Origin of the sequence: Microbacterium sp. K27, from assembly GCF_004794435.1 — a bacterium.
GTDB lineage: Bacteria > Actinomycetota > Actinomycetes > Actinomycetales > Microbacteriaceae > Microbacterium > Microbacterium maritypicum_A.
This window is the reverse complement of record NZ_SSDK01000043.1, coordinates 141,723-159,681: the sequence shown is the minus strand read 5'-3', so window position 1 is coordinate 159,681 and position 17,959 is coordinate 141,723. Positions and strand designations below refer to the sequence as shown.

The 17,959-nt window shown below is 67.9% G+C and carries 16 protein-coding genes; 13 read left to right on the top strand and 3 right to left on the bottom strand.

Features of this window, described 5'->3' with window-relative positions:
- The first annotated feature begins 38 nt into the window (after positions 1–38).
- Positions 39–728 carry a lysophospholipid acyltransferase family protein gene (locus DW307_RS14425; protein WP_021199324.1) on the top strand — a complete coding sequence of 230 codons (690 nt, stop codon included), beginning with the start codon at positions 39–41 and terminating at the stop codon, positions 726–728.
- 47 nt (positions 729–775) lie between these two features.
- The gene (locus DW307_RS14420) at positions 776–2,116 is read left to right on the top strand and encodes a class II 3-deoxy-7-phosphoheptulonate synthase (RefSeq protein WP_017830214.1); all 1,341 of its coding nucleotides are present in this window, start codon (positions 776–778) and stop codon (positions 2,114–2,116) included.
- 106 nt (positions 2,117–2,222) lie between these two features.
- Here the strand turns inward: DW307_RS14420 and pknB are convergent, their stop codons facing one another.
- Both pknB and DW307_RS14410 read right to left on the bottom strand, forming a co-directional pair.
- Positions 2,223–4,169: a Stk1 family PASTA domain-containing Ser/Thr kinase gene (gene pknB / locus DW307_RS14415; protein ID WP_029264908.1), complete on the bottom strand. Its 1,947-nt coding sequence runs from the start codon at positions 4,167–4,169 to the stop codon at positions 2,223–2,225.
- Positions 4,170–4,247: 78 nt separating this feature from the next.
- On the bottom strand, positions 4,248–5,450 hold the full coding sequence (locus tag DW307_RS14410; protein WP_205810511.1) for a muramidase family protein: 1,203 nt from the start codon (positions 5,448–5,450) through the stop codon (positions 4,248–4,250).
- Between the two features lie 121 nt (positions 5,451–5,571).
- On the opposite strand from DW307_RS14410, the gene DW307_RS14405 reads away from it, so the two are divergent.
- On the top strand, positions 5,572–5,940 hold the full coding sequence (locus DW307_RS14405; RefSeq protein ID WP_342588939.1) for an Rv2175c family DNA-binding protein: 369 nt from the start codon (positions 5,572–5,574) through the stop codon (positions 5,938–5,940).
- A gap of 9 nt (positions 5,941–5,949) precedes the next feature.
- On the opposite strand, the gene DW307_RS14400 is transcribed toward DW307_RS14405, so the two are convergent.
- The gene (locus DW307_RS14400; RefSeq protein WP_240750667.1) at positions 5,950–7,038 is read right to left on the bottom strand and encodes a polyprenyl synthetase family protein; all 1,089 of its coding nucleotides are present in this window, start codon (positions 7,036–7,038) and stop codon (positions 5,950–5,952) included.
- 97 nt (positions 7,039–7,135) lie between these two features.
- On the opposite strand from DW307_RS14400, the gene DW307_RS14395 reads away from it, so the two are divergent.
- The 10 genes from DW307_RS14395 (at position 7,136) to DW307_RS14350 (ending at position 17,925) form a co-directional block, all read left to right on the top strand.
- On the top strand, positions 7,136–7,510 hold the full coding sequence (locus DW307_RS14395; protein ID WP_029258357.1) for a DUF3040 domain-containing protein: 375 nt from the start codon (positions 7,136–7,138) through the stop codon (positions 7,508–7,510).
- A gap of 272 nt (positions 7,511–7,782) precedes the next feature.
- Positions 7,783–8,214: a division/cell wall cluster transcriptional repressor MraZ gene (gene mraZ, locus DW307_RS14390; protein WP_017830220.1), complete on the top strand. Its 432-nt coding sequence runs from the start codon at positions 7,783–7,785 to the stop codon at positions 8,212–8,214.
- 102 nt (positions 8,215–8,316) lie between these two features.
- Positions 8,317–9,255 carry a 16S rRNA (cytosine(1402)-N(4))-methyltransferase RsmH gene (rsmH, locus tag DW307_RS14385; RefSeq protein WP_029258356.1) on the top strand — a complete coding sequence of 313 codons (939 nt, stop codon included), beginning with the start codon at positions 8,317–8,319 and terminating at the stop codon, positions 9,253–9,255.
- Positions 9,252–9,815 (top strand): hypothetical protein, encoded by a 564-nt coding sequence (locus tag DW307_RS14380; RefSeq protein WP_029258355.1) that lies wholly within the window; start codon positions 9,252–9,254, stop codon positions 9,813–9,815. Before rsmH ends, DW307_RS14380 begins: the two co-directional genes overlap by 4 nt.
- Before the next feature lie 25 nt (positions 9,816–9,840).
- Positions 9,841–11,610, top strand: coding sequence for a peptidoglycan D,D-transpeptidase FtsI family protein (locus DW307_RS14375; protein ID WP_136025036.1), 1,770 nt, complete (start codon positions 9,841–9,843; stop codon positions 11,608–11,610).
- Positions 11,611–11,637: 27 nt separating this feature from the next.
- On the top strand, positions 11,638–13,050 hold the full coding sequence (locus DW307_RS14370) for a UDP-N-acetylmuramoyl-tripeptide--D-alanyl-D-alanine ligase (protein WP_136025035.1): 1,413 nt from the start codon (positions 11,638–11,640) through the stop codon (positions 13,048–13,050).
- Entirely contained in the window at positions 13,047–14,153 is a 1,107-nt protein-coding gene (gene mraY, locus DW307_RS14365; RefSeq protein WP_029258352.1) for a phospho-N-acetylmuramoyl-pentapeptide-transferase, read from the top strand. The genes DW307_RS14370 and mraY overlap by 4 nt, the downstream gene beginning before the upstream one ends.
- Positions 14,143–15,678: a UDP-N-acetylmuramoyl-L-alanine--D-glutamate ligase gene (gene murD, locus DW307_RS14360; protein ID WP_029258351.1), complete on the top strand. Its 1,536-nt coding sequence runs from the start codon at positions 14,143–14,145 to the stop codon at positions 15,676–15,678. The genes mraY and murD overlap by 11 nt, the downstream gene beginning before the upstream one ends.
- Positions 15,647–16,852, top strand: a complete 1,206-nt coding sequence (gene ftsW / locus DW307_RS14355; protein WP_029258350.1) for a putative lipid II flippase FtsW — start codon at positions 15,647–15,649, stop codon at positions 16,850–16,852. Before murD ends, ftsW begins: the two co-directional genes overlap by 32 nt.
- Positions 16,849–17,925: a UDP-N-acetylglucosamine--N-acetylmuramyl-(pentapeptide) pyrophosphoryl-undecaprenol N-acetylglucosamine transferase gene (locus DW307_RS14350; RefSeq protein ID WP_029264913.1), complete on the top strand. Its 1,077-nt coding sequence runs from the start codon at positions 16,849–16,851 to the stop codon at positions 17,923–17,925. The genes ftsW and DW307_RS14350 overlap by 4 nt, the downstream gene beginning before the upstream one ends.
- The last annotated feature ends 34 nt before the right edge of the window (positions 17,926–17,959 follow it).

The following is a 17,959-nucleotide window of genomic DNA, read 5'->3' as shown; positions in this document are numbered from 1 at the left end:
CTCCACGGACGCCGGGCGCGGCGCTAGACTTCACCACGATGTTCTACTGGCTGATGAAGTACGTGGTGATCGGCCCCGTGGTCAAGGCGGTGTTCCGCCCCTGGATCGTCGGGCGCAACAACGTGCCCGCGAACGGTGCGGCGATCCTCGCGAGCAATCACCTCTCCTTCGCCGACTCCATCTTCCTTCCCCTGGTGATCGACCGGTCGATGTCCTTCCTCGCGAAGAGCGACTACTTCACGGGCCGCGGCCTCAAAGGCTGGGCCACGAAGTTCTTCATGAAGGCGACGGGACAGATCCCCATCGATCGATCGGGTGGCAAGGCTTCCGAGGCCTCGCTGAACACCGGACTCCAGGTGCTCGGCGGAGGCGACCTGCTCGGCATCTACCCCGAGGGCACCAGAAGCCCCGACGGAAAGCTGTATCGGGGTCGGACCGGCATCGCCAGGATGGCGCTCGAGGCGAAGGTCCCGGTGGTGCCGGTGATCATGGTCGACACCGATACGGCGATGCCGATCGGCAGGAGGCTGCCCCGCATCGTGCGCGTCGGAATCGTGATCGGGGAGCCCCTCGACTTCTCGCGCTACGCGGGCATGGAGAACGATCGCTACATCCTGCGTTCGGTCACCGACGAGATCATGGTGGCCCTGCAGCGGCTCGGCGAGCAGAAGTACGAAGACGTCTACGCGTCGACGGTCAAGGACCGGCTCCCCACGCGCGTCACATAGGCCTCACGCGGATCTGGGTGGTACCCGCGACCACTAGGCTGGAACGCATGCTCCCGCACCACATCGAAGCCCTTGATGCATGGCGCTCGCTTCCCATCAAGCAGCAGCCGCAGTGGCCCGACGCGGACCGCGTCGCCGACGTCTCCCAGCAGATCGCGACCCTTCCGCCCCTGGTCTTCGCCGGCGAGGTCGACAACCTGCGTGACAGGCTCGCCCGTGCGGCGTCCGGCCAGGCGTTCCTCCTCCAGGGTGGTGACTGCGCCGAGACCTTCGCCGGGGCGACCGCCGAACAGATCCGCAACCGCATCAAGACGGTGCTGCAGATGGCTGTCGTGCTCACGTACGGCGCCTCGATGCCCATCGTCAAGATGGGCCGCATGGCGGGTCAGTTCGCGAAACCGCGCTCTAGCGACTCCGAGACCCGCGGTGACGTCACTCTGCCCGCCTACCGCGGTGACATCGTGAACGGCTACGACTTCACCGAGGGGTCCCGCACCGCCGACCCCGGTCGCTTGCTCCAGGGCTACCACACGGCGGCGTCGACCCTCAACCTGATCCGCGCGTTCACCCAGGGTGGTTTCGCCGATCTCCGCGAGGTGCACTCGTGGAACAAGGGCTTCGCGCAGAACCCTGCCAACCAGCGCTACGAGCGCATGGCCGCGGAGATCGACCGCGCGATCAAGTTCATGGAGGCTGCCGGAGCGGACTTCGATGAGCTCAAGCGCGTCGAGTTCTTCACGGGGCACGAGGGTCTGCTGATGGACTACGAGCGCCCGATGACGCGCATCGACTCGCGCACGGACACGCCGTACAACACCTCTGCGCACTTCCTGTGGATCGGAGAGCGCACGCGCGAGCTCGATGGCGCACACGTCGACTACTTCTCCAAGATCCGCAACCCCATCGGCGTGAAGCTCGGACCGACGACGTCGCCCGACACCGCGCTCGCGCTGATCGACAAGCTCGATCCCGAACGCGAGCCCGGACGCCTGACGTTCATCACCCGCATGGGTGCGGGCAAGATCCGTGACGCACTGCCGCCGTTGCTCGAGGCGGTCCGCGATTCCGGCGCGCAGCCGCTGTGGGTCACCGACCCGATGCACGGCAACGGCATCACCACGCCGACCGGCTACAAGACCCGTCGCTTCGACGACGTCGTCGATGAGGTGCGGGGCTTCTTCGAAGCGCACCGCGCGGTCGGCACCTTCCCCGGCGGAATCCACGTCGAGCTCACCGGTGACGACGTCACCGAGTGCCTCGGTGGGTCGGAGCAGATCGACGAGGCCGCGCTGGCCACGCGCTACGAGAGCCTGTGCGACCCGCGACTGAACCATATGCAGTCGCTGGAGCTCGCCTTCCTGGTGGCCGAGGAGCTCGAGAAGCGCTGAGACATAAGCGCTGAGACACAGACGAACAAGGCCGCCCTCCCGGAACACGGGGAGGGCGGCCTTCTCTTTGCTCATGACGTCTCGCGGAGGTTCGCCGACGGAGCGCTCAGCCGCTGAGCTGAATCGAGAGGTTCACGGTGCCTCCACGGGGGAGCGACTTGTCCGGGCCGGGATCCTGCCCCGTGACCTTGGCCATCTCCGCGAAGCCCGGCAGATCGCCCCAGGCGGCATAGGTCGACTTGAACCCCTTGTCGGAGAGGATCTTCTTCGCCTCGTTCAAGGTCTTGCCCGAGACATCCGGCACGGGGAACAGCTCCGGGCCTTTGGAGACGATGAGCTGCACGCTGTCGCCCGGCCGCCAATTGCCTTCTTCCGCACGATCGGCCACTCCGATGACCACATCCTTGGCGACGCTGTCGCTGAAGGTGTACTGCGGGTCCGCGGTCACGGTGAGGCCCTTGTCCGTGAGCGTGGAGGTGGCCTCGCCGACCGACATACCCGCGACGTCGGGGAAGTCGCCGGCGGAGACGTAGAGCTCCACCGTGTCGTCCTCGAAGACCTCGCAGCCGTCCCCGCAGATGTAGGCGTCCCCGCCGGCCCGCGGTGTGACGTACGCGTTGATGACGATGCCGGCGTCGGCATCGGAGAAGAGCAGGAGAGATTTGTCCGTGACGTTGACCTTGAGACCGGTGAGGTAGTCGCGCGCATCCTGCTCGGCGCGGCCGTTCAACGGGTCGAGCGTGTGCGTCGCCGGCCCCGCGGAGACGATCACCGTGACCGAGGCGCCCTTGTCGAGTCGCGCCCCCTCTTCCGGATCGGTCTCGATGACGGTCCCCGCGGGGATGTCGATCGAGAATTCGTCCTTCTGCGACGGCACGAATCCGGCATCCGTGAGCGTCGCCGCGGCGGCGTCGTATGTGCCTCCGGCGACCGCGGGCACGGCGATGAGAGAGCCGGGTCCGGAACCGAACCACCAGCCGACCCCGCCGGCGAGCACCGCCAGCAGCAGCACGAGAGTGAGGAGGAACGCCCCGCGCGCGCGGCGTTTGGACGCTCGTCGTCGCAGGAGGGTCGCGTTGTCGAGGGCGGCGGGTGCCGGAGCCGTGGGGTCGGCGATGACCATCGTTCCCGGCATCACCTTGGTGAGGTCACCCGAGTCGCCTTGGCTGTGCTGCGGCGCGGTGGCTCTGGCCGCAGTCGGGGCGATGCCGAGGTCTCGTTCGATCTCCCGCAGGCGCTCGAGCATCTGCTGCGCGTCGTCGGGTCGGTCGTCCGGCGACTTCTCCGTTGCCCAGAGCACGAGCTCGTCGAGCTGCTCCGGCACGGCGGGGTTGCGCACGCTCGGTCGGGGCACCGATTCCGTGGCGTGCTGGAAAGCGATCTGCATGGGCTGCTCGCCCTTGTAGGGCTGCTCACCCACGAGCATCTCGTACAGCATGATGCCGAGGGCGTAGATGTCGCTGCGGGCGTCGGCGGTTCCGCGTGTGACGAGTTCGGGGGCGAGGTAGGCGATCGTCCCGAGCAGCTGCTGTCCGGTCGCGGTGTTCGCGGTGGTCGCTCGCGCGAGCCCGAAGTCGCCGATCTTGATGCGACCGTCTTCGGCGAGGAGGACGTTCTCGGGCTTCACGTCGCGGTGCACGATCCCGGCACGATGCGCGGCCGAGAGACCGGCCAGGATCGCATCCATGATGGTGATGGTCTGCGGGATCGTGAGGCGCTTCTGCTCGCGGAGGAGCTCGCGCAGCGTGATGCCGGGCAGATACTCCATCACGAGGTAGGCGAGCTCGCCGTCCTGGCCCTGGTCGAACACGTTCACGACGTGGGGGTCCGCCAGCCGGGCAGCGGCTCTGGCCTCCTGGATGAACCGGCTCTGGAAGGCGGAGTCGTCGCTGAGGTGCGCGTGCATCACCTTGAGGGCGATGCGCCGCTCCAGGCGGAGGTCGGTTGCGACGTACACGGTCGCCATCCCGCCGCGGGCGATGCGGGCACGCACCCGGTAGCGGCCGTCGACAAGCCGCCCGATGAGGGGGTCGGCCTGCTGATTGGTCGTCACGTCAGAATTCTATGGAGAACTGCCTGAAAGGCAGGGGAGCGGCTCACCCCTCGGGCCTTCGGGTTTTCCCGGATGTCGTCAGCCGTGCAGAGCGAGCCAGGCATAGGCTTGCGTTTCCCACTGGCCGTACTTGTCCGGATAGGCGGAGATCTGCACCGCCTGGGCCGCCTCGGTGAAGGGCATGCCCTCCCAGCCCGGGATGTCCAGGAGCCCGCGCGTCACCTGCCCGTTGGGGTCGGCCTGCCCTCCGTAGAACACGCGTGTGCTCCGCTCGGCGTCCATGATCTGCGCGGGCGTTCCCCACCCGGTGCTGGGGCGCTGCTGGAAGATGCCGAGCGAGTCACGGTCGCCCCAGTCGAGGTTGCGCAGCCCGGACTCGACCATCCCCGTCGCGAGGGCGATCGCGATCGCCCGGTCCGAGACGCCGAGCTCGCGACCGACGCGGATGATCAGCGCAGCGTTCGCAGCCTGTTCCGCGGTGAGCGTCGCCGTCTGCTGGCCGCCGGCCGAGGCGGAAGCGGTGGTGGGGGCGGGAGCCGCTACCGGCATCGCCTGCAGAGAGAGCGTCTGGCCGGGGTAGATGATCGACGAGGGGCCGAGGCCGTTCGCGGCGTACAGCGTCTGCGTCGTGGTGCCGTACTTCTGTGCGATGCCGAACAGCGTGTCTCCGGCCACGACGGTGTGCGTCGCGGTGGATGCGGGAGCGACTGCGGGGACAGCAGCCGGTGTCGGCGCGGCTGCCGGTGCTGCGGTGCCGGCGACGACGAGACTCTGGCCCGGAAGGATGATCGAAGCGCGCGTGAGGCCGTTCGCCGACAGGACGGCGTCGACGGTGGTGCCGTATCGCTGCGCGATGGCGTAGACGGTGTCGCCGGCGACGACCTGATGTGTGGCCGAGGCCGGGGGCGCCGGCGCGGCGGTGGGCGTGGCTGCGGGTGTCGCTGCCGGGGCCGCAGGCAGCAGCGTCAGGGTCTGACCAGGGTAGATCACGGAACGCCAGGAGAGGCCGTTCCAGGTCAGGACATCGACCGCTCGAAGACCGAAGCGCGTGGCGATGGCGGAGACGGTGTCGCCGGGGCGGACGACGTAGCTGGGTGGAGCGGCCTCGGTGGGCACCGCGCGCGCGGGGAGAAGACGTGGACGCTCGACGGCGGCAGCATCCGACGGAGAAGCCGCGTGGGCCGGTGCCGCCGTGAGCGTGGTCGCCAGGGCTCCGAGCACCGCCGCAGGCACTCCGATAGGCAGGTATCGCGTTCGACGCGTGGCGGTCTTGACTGTCAAGGCTTGCCCCCTTTTCGAGTTTTTCACGCTGACACGGATGTAAACAGAAGTCAACAGAAGTGACGCAAGTGACGGATGTGACTGATGGGTCGATATGCGGCGGCCGGGCGGAGGTGAGATAGTGGGCAACGTGTCTGAGAACGTTGCTGGAACCCCTGCCGCTGCCGATGTCGAGTGGTTGACGATGCCCGACCTCGTCGAGGTGCTCGACGAGCCCCTCGGCCGAGTGCGTCGTCTGATCGATGAGCACTACCTCGTGGGGTCGCGTCGCAGCGGGACGTTCGCCGTGCCCTCGGTGTTCATCGTCGACGGCCACCCGCTGAGTTCTCTGCGCGGAACAGTTATCGTCCTGCAGGACGCCGGTTTCACCGACGACGAGCTGATCGACTGGCTGCTCGCCGAAGAGGAAAGCCTGGGGCGCTCGCCGATCGCCGCCCTGCTGGCCGGGCACAAGAGCTCGGTCCGGCGTCTCGCGCGCACTCTCGCCTGACGAAGCCCGTCAGGACGCGCGCACGGTGGCCGCGCGTGCGAGATCACGCAACTCGCCGACGGCGGCGTTGTCGAGCCGGGCGCCTGAGAGCGCACGGTCGGCCTCGAGGGCATAGTCGGCGATCATCGCCTCGACCTGGTCCAGCGCGCCCGAAGCAGTGATCGTGGCTTGCAGGGACGACACCTGCGGCGATGTCAGAGCGGGGTCGCCGAGCATCTCGTCCAGGAGATTCCGTGCGGAGGCGTCGAGAGCCTGTCGGGTGAGGGCGATCAACACCGTGCGCTTGCCCTCCCGAAGGTCGTCGCCCGCCGGCTTGCCGGTGACGGATGCGTCGCCGAACACGCCGAGCACGTCGTCGCGGAGCTGGAATGCCAGGCCGATCGGATGGCCGAAGCGCCGCAGTGCGGCGACCTGGTCCTCGTGGGCTCCGCCGAAAGCGCCACCCAGGACGAGCGGCTGCTCGATGCTGTATCTGGCGGACTTGAGGGATGCCACGCGCAGCGCCCTCTCGGCGTGGAGACTTCCGTCGTTCACGCTCCAGGCCGATTCCTCTGCGATGTCCAGGAACTGGCCGGTGGTCACATCCCTTCGCATCCGCGCGTACTCGGCGCGCACGGCTCGCGCATGCGGCTGGCCCTCGAGTGCGTATTCCAGAAGGTCATCGCTCCATGCGACGAGCAGGTCGCCGAGGAGGATCGCGGATGCCCTGCCGAACTGCTCTGCATCTCCGGACCACCCGGCCGCGCGATGAGACGTCTCGAGCGCACGATGCGCGGCGGCGCGACCGCGGCGGGTATCCGAGTTGTCGATCAGATCGTCGTGGACGAGCGCGGCCGACTGAAAGATCTCCAGCGCGGTGCACATGTCCCACAGCGCATCGGTCTCCGCCGCGTCGCGGTCATCGAACTTCGCGACGGCACGCCACCCCGCATGGCAGAAGCGGGCTCGAAGGCGCTTGCCGCCGTCGAGCGTGCCGGCGGCGGCGTCCAGGAATGCTGCCGCGTCAGGGCCGTAGTCCGAGGCTTCCTCACGCATCCGCGCGAGGAAGCGTGCGAGGTGCGTGGCGACGGCGTCGGGGACGGGGGAGGATGACGGCACGACTCCCAGCATACGTAAAGCAAGGGGACGTCGAACTGCTAGCCCCGGACGCCTCGGCGCGCGTAGAATGGGAGGCACGATACCCGAGGGGGACGAAATGCCACTCTCCGAACAGGAGCAGCGTCTGCTCGACGAGATGGAACGCCATCTCCTCCACAACGATGCCGACGTCGTGACCGCGCCGTCCGGCGATCGAGCATTGAGCTACCGAAATCTCGTCTACGGAGCACTCCTCCTGCTCGCCGGTGTCGGCGGTCTGGTCGCCGGTGTCATTCTCGGTGGCGTCTGGGGCATCGTCGTCGGTGTCGTCGGATTCGCCGCGATGCTCGCCGGTGTCATGGTCGCCGTCACGCCAGTGCGACGCACCACCGCGACCACGCCCCGTGAGCGTTCCGCCCCGAAGCGGCAGGAATCGGCCTCCTTCATGGATCGGATGAACGATCGATGGGATCGCCGCCAGGACGGTCACTGACCTCCCCACACACTTCACGACAGAAGCCCGGATGCTGAGCATCCGGGCTTCTGTCGTTTGACCGCGTTCGCCGCCGGCCGGCTCGCCGCGTCCGTCCCCCACTCGCCCTCCACTCACCCTCCACCTTCCTCCACCCCGGAATTCCGGGGTTGTTCGGCGTACCTGTCGGCATAGACCCTGATTTCCGATGGATTGGTCGTAGGTATGTGGAGGAAAGTGGAGTAAAGTGGGGCGCACCTCGAGTTGGCCGGACGCAGAGGGGGTGGTGGCCGATGTTGCTGGGTACGCACTCACCGAAGCTGGACGACAAAGGACGGGTCATCCTTCCTGCGAAGTTCCGCGAAGACCTCGGCGGCGGCATCGTCGTCACCCGAGGCCAGGAACGGTGCCTCTACGTGTTCAGCACGGCCGAGTTCGAGGCGATGCACGAGCGGATCCGTCAGGCGCCGCTCGCGAACAAACAGGCGCGTGACTTCATGCGACTGTTCCTCTCCGGAGCCAGCGCGGAGATGCCAGACAGCCAGAACCGCATCACCATCCCGGCGCACCTGCGTCAGTACGCAGGTCTGCAGAAGGAACTCATCGTCACCGGAGTCGGCGCCCACGCCGAGATCTGGGATGCCGAGAGCTGGAACGCCTACCTCGCCGCCGGCGAGGAGACCTACTCCGACCTCGAGCAGGAGGTGATTCCGGGACTCTTCTGACCACGGCTGTGATGCCCCGCCGCTCCCGCCCCGACACACTTCCCCGGTGCCGGGTCGAGAAGCGGAGGGGGATCAGAGCCGAAGGTCACCCCGAGAAAGATCATGAACCTCCGAGACATCCACACCCCCGTACTGCTCGACCGCTGCGTCGAGCTGCTCGCTCCCGCCCTCCAGGCGGACGGAGCGGTGCTCGTCGATGCCACCCTCGGCATGGGCGGTCACTCCGAGGCGCTGCTCGAACGCTTCCCGAACATCCGTCTGGTCGGACTCGACCGCGACACCGATGCGCTGCGCATCGCGGGGGAGCGGCTCGCCCGCTTCACGGACCGCGTCACGCTCGTGCACACGGTGTACGACGAGATCGGACTGCACGCCCAGGGCGCAGCCGGCATCCTCTTCGATCTCGGCGTCTCGTCTCTGCAGTTGGACGAAGCCGACCGCGGCTTCGCCTATTCGAAGGATGCCCCGCTGGACATGCGGATGGATCAGACCAAGGGCGTCACGGCCGCAGAGGTCATCGCGACCTACAGCGAAGGCAATCTCCGCCGCATCTTCGAGCGCTACGGCGAGGAGAAACTCGCCGGTCGGTATGCACGGTTCATCATCGACGCGCGGCAGAAGCAGCCGATCACGCGGTCGGGTGAACTCGTCGAGATCCTGATCGCCGCCACACCCGCGGCTGCCCAGCGCGCGGGTCACCCGGCCAAGCGCGTGTTCCAGGCGCTGCGCATCGAGGTGAACACCGAGCTCAACGTGCTCGCCGACGCGATCCCGTCGGCGATGGACGCGCTCGCAGTCGGCGGGCGCATCGTCGTGATGTCGTACCAGTCGCTGGAAGATCGTCTCGTGAAGCAGGCGTTCGCTGCGGCCTCTGCCTCGACCGCTCCTGCCGGGCTCCCGGTCGAGCTCCCCGAACATGCTCCGCGTTTCCGCATCCTGACCAAAGGTGCCGAGCTGGCCGACGACGAAGAACGCGCGCGCAACCCGCGGGCGATCCCGGTGCGCCTGCGCGCCGCCGAGAAGCTGCGGGAGAGCGCATGAGCCTGAATGCCGTCGTCCGGAAGCCGGTGCAGCCGGTCGCCCCGGAGAGGACGCCCCAGCGGAAGCTGCAGCCCGTCACCCGCCCTGCAGTCCGCCGCAAGCCGAAGCTCGCCTACGCCCTCATCGCGCTCGGCGGAGCACTCGCGATCGGAGCCGCGCAGATCGGGCTGTCGCTCGCCATCACCCAGGACTCGTTCACTCTCGCGAGTCTCTCGTCACAGCAGCGCGAGCTCAACCTGAAGACGCACGCCCTCCAGGAAGAACTCACCGGCGTCAGCTCGCCCCAGGTGCTCGCCAGCAGCGCAGCCGGACTCGGGATGGTCGTCGCCGGATCGCCGTCGTATCTGCGGCTCAGCGACGGTGCCGTCTTCGGCACCGGTGCGGGGGCCGACTGGACATCGACCGTCAATCCCGCCGGTGTCGGGGCCGTGAGCAACTCCCTCATCGTGGAACCGCCGCCTCCTCCGGCGGAGACCGAGGAGGGGACGGCGACGGACCAGCCCACCCAGGACCTTCCGCCGTCGATCACCGACGGCCTCCCCAGCCCCACGACGCACTGACACCCACGAGCGACGGAGAGATCCCATGACGACACGAGCCACCCGCGGTCCGCGGCGACGCACCGTCGTCGCTCTCGCTGTCATCCTCTCGGTGCTGGTCGCGTTCGTGGTACGCCTGGTCGACATCCAGGTGGTCAGCGCTGATGAGCACGTCTCCGAGTCCCTCGAGCACCTCGGTGCGAGTTCGGCGATCCCGGGCAAGCGCGGGTCGATCGTCGACTCCGGCGGCACGGTGCTCGCTTCCAGTGTGATGGTCTACGACGCGCAGCTCAGCCCGCAGGTCATCATGCTCGTCGAGGAGAAGAAGCCGAAGCTGCCGTGGGCCGAGGCCTCCGACAAGATCGCCGCCATCACCGGCCAGACCGGCGACGAGGTGCGGGCTCTGGTCTCGAACGCCCTCGCCGAGAACCCCGACAGCCAGTACGCGCCTCTCAAGAAGGGCTTGAACACGGAGCAGTACATGGCTCTGCGGGATCTCGGAGTCGGTTCGTACCTGTCGCTGAAGGCGCGAGAGACACGCGTATACCCGAACGGCGCGGTCGCCGGAAACATCCTCGGCTTCCTCGACAACTCTGGTGAGGCGCAGGCCGGTGTGGAGAAGCTCGACGACTCCTGCCTGGCGCCCATCGACGGCGAGGAGACCTATCGCAAGGGTAAGGACGGCGTCGTGATCCCCGGCAGCGAGCGTACGGTCGATGCCGTGAACGGCGGATCCGTGCAGCTGACCATCAACAGCGACCTCAACTGGTACCTGCAGCAGATGATCGCCGAAGAGGCACAGGCGCAGGACGCCAAGGGCGGGACAGTCACGGTCGTCGAGGTCAAGACGGGCAAGATCCGCGCCGCGGCCGAGTGGCCCGCGCTGGACCCGAACGATCTCGATGCGTCGACACCGGCGACCAGGGCCAGTCAGATCTTCCACCACGACTTCGAGCCCGGATCGACGTTCAAGGCCGTCACCGCGGCTGCCGCCATCGAAGGAGCGGGCCTGACCCCGCTCAGCACGGTGAGCGCGGCCTCTCGGGAGAAGTTCCCGAACGGCGCCGTCGTGAACGACGCGTTCACCCACCCGGCGTACAACTACACGCTCGCCGGGGGCCTCATCGACTCGTCGAACGTCGCCCTGTCGAAGTTCGGCACCATGGTGAGCCCCGATGTGCGCTACGACTACCTCCAGCGCTTCGGGGTGGGGGACAAGACGCTCGACTTCCCCTCGGAGGTCGGAGGGATCCTGCACCCGGTCAGCGACTGGGACAACCAGTCGCTCTACACGACGACGTTCGGGCAGTACTTCACCGTGACGGCCGCCCAGCTCGCCGGTGCCTACCAGGCGATCGCGAACGGCGGCGAGAAGATCGACCTCTCGCTCGTCGAGTCGTGCACCGCCGCGGACGGCACCGTGACCGCGCCAGCCGACCCGAAGCGCGAGCAGATCGTCAAGGAGCAGACCGCAGCGGAGCTGACACGCATGCTGGAGAACGTCGCAGTACAGGGCGGCAACGCCGAGCGCATCCAGGTCCCCGGCTACCGCGTGACCAGCAAGACGGGTACGGCGCAGGTGTCGGACGGCAACGGCGGTTACAAGGCCGGGGTGTACTACACCAGCATGGTGGGCTTCGCGCCGGTCGACGATCCGCAGTACGTCGTCGTGGTCACCCTCGACGAGCCGACTAAGGTTGTATCGTCCGCGGCCACCGCATCCGCCTTCCAGAAGGCGATGACGCAGGTGATGAAAACGTATCGCGTGATGCCGTCCTCTGTCCCGATGGACGAGCTCCTCCCCAAGTTCGGATAGTCGGCGAGAGCCGCGCATGGAGATGACATGATCGCCCTGACGCTCGCTGAGATCGCCGCTGCAGTCGGCGGTGATCTGCGCGTGGCCGGTGAAGACACGGCCGAGACCGTGGTCGACGGAATCGTCGACACCGATTCGCGCACGATGGGGCCTGGATCGATCTTCGTGGCCAAGCCCGGAGCCGAGACCGATGGACACCGCTTCGTCGGGTCGGCTGTCGCCGCGGGAGCGGCCCTGGCGATCGTCGAGCACCCGGTGGACGTCGCCGTGAGCCAGATCGTGGTTCCGGACGCTGTCGCCGCCCTCGGTGCACTCGCGAGGGAGGTCGTCGCGCGTGTCCGTGCCGACGGCGCGCTCCGGATCGTCGGCATCACCGGGTCGAACGGCAAGACCACCACCAAGAACTTCCTCGCGCGCATCCTCGAGGGGGAAGGCGAGACCGTCGCTCCCGTGAAGTCGTTCAACAACGAGGTCGGCGCCCCCGTCACCATGCTCCGGGTGACGGAGAGCACCCGCTTCCTCGTGAGCGAGTTCGGTGCCGCGGCTCCGGGGAGCATCGCTCACCTCGCAGGACTCGTCGAGCCGGACGTCGCCGTCGTGCTGATGGTCGGCATGGCGCACGCCGGCGGATTCGGCGGCATCGAGGAGACGGCGAAGGCGAAGGCCGAGCTCGTCGCCGCCGCCCGCGTGCCCGGGACCGCCGTGCTCAACGTCGACGACCCGCGTGTCGCGGCCATGCGCGAACTCGCGGACGCTCGCGGACTCCGCACCGTCGGCTTCGGTCAGGGGCCCACAGCGGACGTGCGCGCGCATGAGATCGAGGTATCCGCTTCCGGCACGTCCTGCGTCATCGAGGTCGACGCCGAACGGATTCCCTTGCGGCTGCGCGTGCTCGGGGCGCACCACATCTCCAACGCTCTGGCGGCCATCGCCGCAGCACGCGTGCTCGGGGTCTCGGCGGCCGACGCCGTGGCCCGGTTGGAGACGGTCGAGATCGCCGAACGCTGGCGCATGCAGCCGCTGGGCAGCGATCGGGTGCGGATCATCAACGACGCCTACAACGCCAGCCCGGATTCCATGGCGGCGGCCCTGCGCACGCTCGCACAGATCACCGGTCCCGACGAGCGCACCGTCGCGGTCCTCGGAGCCATGAGCGAACTCGGTGAGAGCGCGGGGGAGGAGCACGACAGGATCGGGCTGCTCGCCGTGCGTCTGAACATCCAGCGGATCGTCGTCGTCGGCCCCGAGGCGAGGCGCCTCTACCTCGCCGCGGTCGGGGAGGGCTCCTGGGACAGCGAGGCAGTCCATCTGCCCGACCAGGACGCCGCGTTCGAGTATCTCCGCACCGAGCTCCGCGACGGCGACCGCGTGCTCGTGAAGTCATCCAATTCCGTGGGCCTCCGGCATCTCGGCGATCGTCTGGGAGAATTGTTCTCGTGAGGTCTCTCATCATGTCGGCGGCGATCTCGCTCGCCTTCACCCTGTTCCTGACCCCCGTCTTCCTCCGGCTCTTCCGGAAGTGGGGCTGGGGGCAGGTCATCCGTACCCCGGAGTCCGTCCACAACCCGAGTCACGAGGCCAAGCGCGGCACCCCCACGATGGGCGGCGTCATCTTCATCGTCGGCTCGATGGTCGGTTACTTCACCGGTGTGCTGGTGAGCGGTGAAGTCCCCGCACTCTCCGCGCTGCTGGTGATCTGGCTGATGGTCGGATTCGGCGCCGTCGGATTCATCGACGACTACATGAAGGTGCGCAGCCAGCGCAGCCTCGGGCTCTCGGGCTGGCGGAAGGTGATCGGCCAGCTGCTGGTCATCATCCCCTTCGGCATCGTCGCGCTGAACTTCCCGAACAAGTGGGGCCAGACACCGGCGAGCTCCGCGATCTCGCTGTTCCGCGACATCACCTGGCTCAACCTGTTCGCCTTCGGCGTGGTGCTCGGATGGATCCTCTATCTCGTCTGGATCTCGATCATCGGGGTCGCGACCTCGAACAGTGTGAACCTCACGGACGGACTCGACGGGCTCGCTGCCGGAGCCGGCGTCATCGTCGTCGGCGCCTACAGCGTGATCGCGTTCTGGCAGTTCAAGCAGCCGTGCATCGGCGGCGATCCCGATGCCCTCGGCGGCTGCTACGAAGTGCGCGACCCGTTCAACCTCGCCATCATCGCGGCGTCGTTCGCGGCGAGCCTCATCGGATTCCTCTGGTGGAACGCGCCCAAGGCGAAGGTCTTCATGGGGGACGTCGGGTCGATGGCGATCGGCGGCGTCATCACCGCGATGGCGATCCTGACCCGCACCGAGCTCCTCCTGCTCGTGATCGCCGGCGTCTTCGTGCTTTCGTCGGGTTCGGTCATCCTGCAGCGCGCGTACTTCAAGATCACTCGTGGCAAGCGGCTGTTCCTCATGAGCCCGTTCCACCACCATCTCGAGATGCGCGGGTGGTCCGAGGTCACGATCGTGGTGCGCATGTGGATCATCGCCGGGCTGCTCGCCGTCTCGGCGGTCGGACTCTTCTACGTCGAATGGCTCACTCGTGTCGACTGATCGTCTCGCCGGACTGACGAGCTGGAACGCCGACTGGAGCGGTCTACGGGTCGCCGTGCTCGGCCTCTCGATGACAGGATTCTCGGTGGCGGACACGCTCGCCGAACTGGGCGCCGACGTTCTCGTGCTGAGCGAGTCGGCTGAGGATGAGTACGAGCGACTGCTCCCGGTGATCGGCGCCCGACTCGAATTGGGCCCGCTCGCCGAGGTTCCGCCCGTGCTCGTCGAGTTCGACCCCGAGGTGGTCATCGCCTCGCCGGGATTCTCGCCGTCGCATCCACTCATCCGGTGGGCGCAGGAATCCGCTGTCACGATCTGGGGTGACGTCGAGCTCGCCTGGCGCGTGCGCGACAAGGTCGTCCGTGCCGACGGCACGCCGGCGGACTGGGTGCTCATCACCGGGACGAACGGCAAGACGACGACCACCCAGTTGACCGCCACGCTGCTCGTGGAAGGCGGACTGCGGGCGGCCCCCTGCGGGAACATCGGCGTGCCGGTGCTCGACGCCGTACGCGACCCCGCGGGGTTCGATGTCCTCGTGGTCGAGCTCTCCAGCCATCAGCTCTGGTATCTGGGACAGTCGAGGCCCGAAGGGGAGCTGTTCCCCTACGCCTCCGTGTGCCTGAACCTCGCCGACGATCACCTCGTCTGGCATGGGAGCGCGGACGCCTACCGGGACGCGAAGGCCGTCGTATACCGGAACACCCGGATCGCGTGCGTCTACAACAAGGCGGACGAGGCCACGCGTCGCATGGTGGAAGAGGCGGAGGTGGTCGAGGGAGCCCGTGCGATCGGCTTCGATCTCGGCATCCCCGGCCCGAGCGATCTCGGCGTGGTCGAGGGACTGCTCGTCGACAGGGCCTTCCTCGACGATCGCTCGCGCAGCGCCCTCGAGCTGACGACGGTCGCCGATCTCGATGCGGCGGGTCTCGCCGCTCCTCACATCGTGCAGAACATCCTCGCCGCGAGTGCCCTGGCACGCTCGCTCGGCGTCGAGCCGGAGGCCATCCACACGGCCCTGCAGTCCTTCCGCCTCGATCCGCACCGCATCCAGGTGATCGCCCGGCATCGCGGCATCACCTGGGTCGACGACTCCAAGGCGACGAACCCGCACGCCGCGGCGTCGTCGCTGCGCGCGTACCCCGGTGCCGTGTGGGTGCTCGGCGGGGATCTGAAGGGGGTCGACATCTCCGACCTGGTCGCCGAGGTCGGCACGACGGCGCGTGCAGCCGTCGTGATCGGGGTCGAACGCTCCGTGGTGGTCGCGGCATTCCGACGACACGCGCCCGGGGTGCCGGTGTTCGAGGTGGATGCTGGCGAGACTGGACAGGTCATGAACCGTGTCGTGGAGATCGCCGCGGGAATCGTCGACGACGAGGGCACAGTCCTGCTGGCCCCGGCGGCGGCATCCTTCGATCAGTTCTCCGGTTACGCGGAACGAGGCCATCGCTTCGCCGAGGCGGTGCGGGACTGGATCGACCGGGGGAGCGCCGATGACACAGGTATCCCGCCCTCCGCGCTCTGAGTCCGGCGGTCTCGCGGCCAGGGTCTCGCTCGGTCGCCGGTTCACCCCGGTGTCGACCGAATTCCTGCTCATCGCCTCGACCGCGCTGCTCCTCACCCTCTTCGGTCTCGTCATGGTGCTGTCTGCGACCAGCGCGACAGCCGTCTCCAAGGGGGTCAACCCGATGGATGGCGTGCTGCGCCAGGGCGTGTTCGCGCTGCTCGGCATCCCGCTGATGTTCCTGATCAGCCGTCTGCCGGTGGACTTCCTGAAGAGGATGGCGTGGCCCGCACTGTTCGGGGCCGTGGCGCTGCAGATGCTCGTGTTCACTCCGCTGGGTATCGAGGACGGCGGTAACCGGAACTGGGTCAAGATCGCGGGCTTCACCCTGCAGCCTTCCGAGTTCCTCAAACTGGCCCTCGCGCTCTGGATCGCTGCGGTGCTGCTGCGCAAGCGCACGATGCTCGGCACCTGGCATCATGTGTTCATCCCCGTGATCCCGGTCGGTGCACTCGCGATCGGCACCGTGCTCGCGGGCAAGGACCTCGGTACCGCGATGGTGCTGGTGCTCATCCTCCTCGGGTGCCTCTTCTTCTCGGGCGTCAAGCTCCGGCTGTTCATCATCCCGCTGATCCTCGGCGTCATCGCGGTGCTCGCCTACGCGCTGTCGAGCGAGGACCGCATGCGGCGCATCACCGCGACCTGCGACAACATGGCGCTCTACTACACGGACTGCTACCAGTCGATCCACGGGATCTGGGGTATGGCCACCGGAGGCATCTTCGGCCTCGGCCTCGGCAACTCCCAGGAGAAGTACGGGTGGCTTCCCGCCGCGGGCAATGACTTCATCTTCGCGATCGTCGGCGAGGAGCTCGGCCTGATCGGCTGCATCGTCGTGCTCGCCCTGTTCACGTTCTTCACGATCGGCGCCTTCCACATCATCCGCAAGACACCGGATCCGTTCATCCGCGTGGCAGCCGGCGGCATCACCGTGTGGATCGTCGGCCAGGCCGTCATGAACGTCGGCGTCGTGATCGGCGTCTTCCCGGTGATGGGCGTCCCTCTTCCGTTCATGTCCCAGGGCGGCACGGCCCTGCTCGCGGTGCTCATCGCCTGTGGCGTGCTGCTGGCGTTCGCACGGACGATCCCTGTGACCGAGAAGCAGTCAGCCGAGCGGGGTAGGGTCACCAGGTGACTTCGTATCTCCTCGCCGGCGGTGGCACCGCCGGTCATGTCAACCCCCTGCTCGCCGTCGCGGACGGTCTCCGCGCACGTGATGCCGAAGCCTCCGTGCTCGTGCTCGGCACGGCCGAGGGACTGGAGTCCCGTCTCGTCCCCGCGCGCGGCTACGAACTGCTGATCGTCGACAAGGTGCCCTTCCCGCGGCGGCCGAACAGACAGGCCCTGTCGTTCCCGGGGCGGTTCCGTCGGGCCATCGCCCAGGTGCGCGACCACATCCGTCGGCGCGGCATCGACGTGGTGGTGGGCTTCGGCGGATACGCGTCTGCGCCGGCATACGTCGCCGCGCGCCGTGAGGGCGTGCCGTTCGTGGTGCACGAGGCCAACGCGAAGCCAGGGCTGGCGAACGTGCTCGGGGCACGCCGTGCGGCCGCGGTGGGGGTTGCCTTCGAGGGCACTCCGCTCCGTGGTGGCGAGGTCGTCGGAATGCCCCTGCGGCGGGAGGTGATCGCCCTCGACCGCGCGGCTTCGCGCGCGGAGGCGGCGGAGTACTTCGGCCTCGACGCCGACCGCCCCGTCCTTCTCGTGTTCGGCGGCTCGCTGGGAGCGCAGCGGCTCAACCAGGCGCTCGCGGACTCGTGGCGCGACATCCTGGGCACCGGTTGGCAGCTGCTGCACGTGACGGGTGAGCGCAGCGACCTCGCCGATCCGGGCGTCGACGGCTACGCGCTGCACCGCTACGTCGACCGCATGGATCTCGCGTTCGCTCTGGCCGATCTGATCGTCTCCCGTTCCGGGGCGGCGACCGTGAGCGAGATCAGTGCTCTGGGGATCCCCGCGCTGTATGTCCCGTATTCCGTGGGCAACGGCGAGCAGCGTCTGAACGCCGCCTCGGCCGTCGCTGCAGGGGCCGCAGAGCTGCTCGACGATGCGTCCTTCGACGGTGACGCGGTGCGGCGCATCGTCGTCCCTCTGCTCGGAGACGGAGAGCGCATCGCACGGATGGCCGCCGCTGCAGAGACCGCCGGAACCCGCGCCGGAACCGAGAACGTCATCACCCTCATCGACCGCGCACTCGTCGCCGTCTGACGCGGTCGACGAGACCGAAGAAAAGTAGACTGAA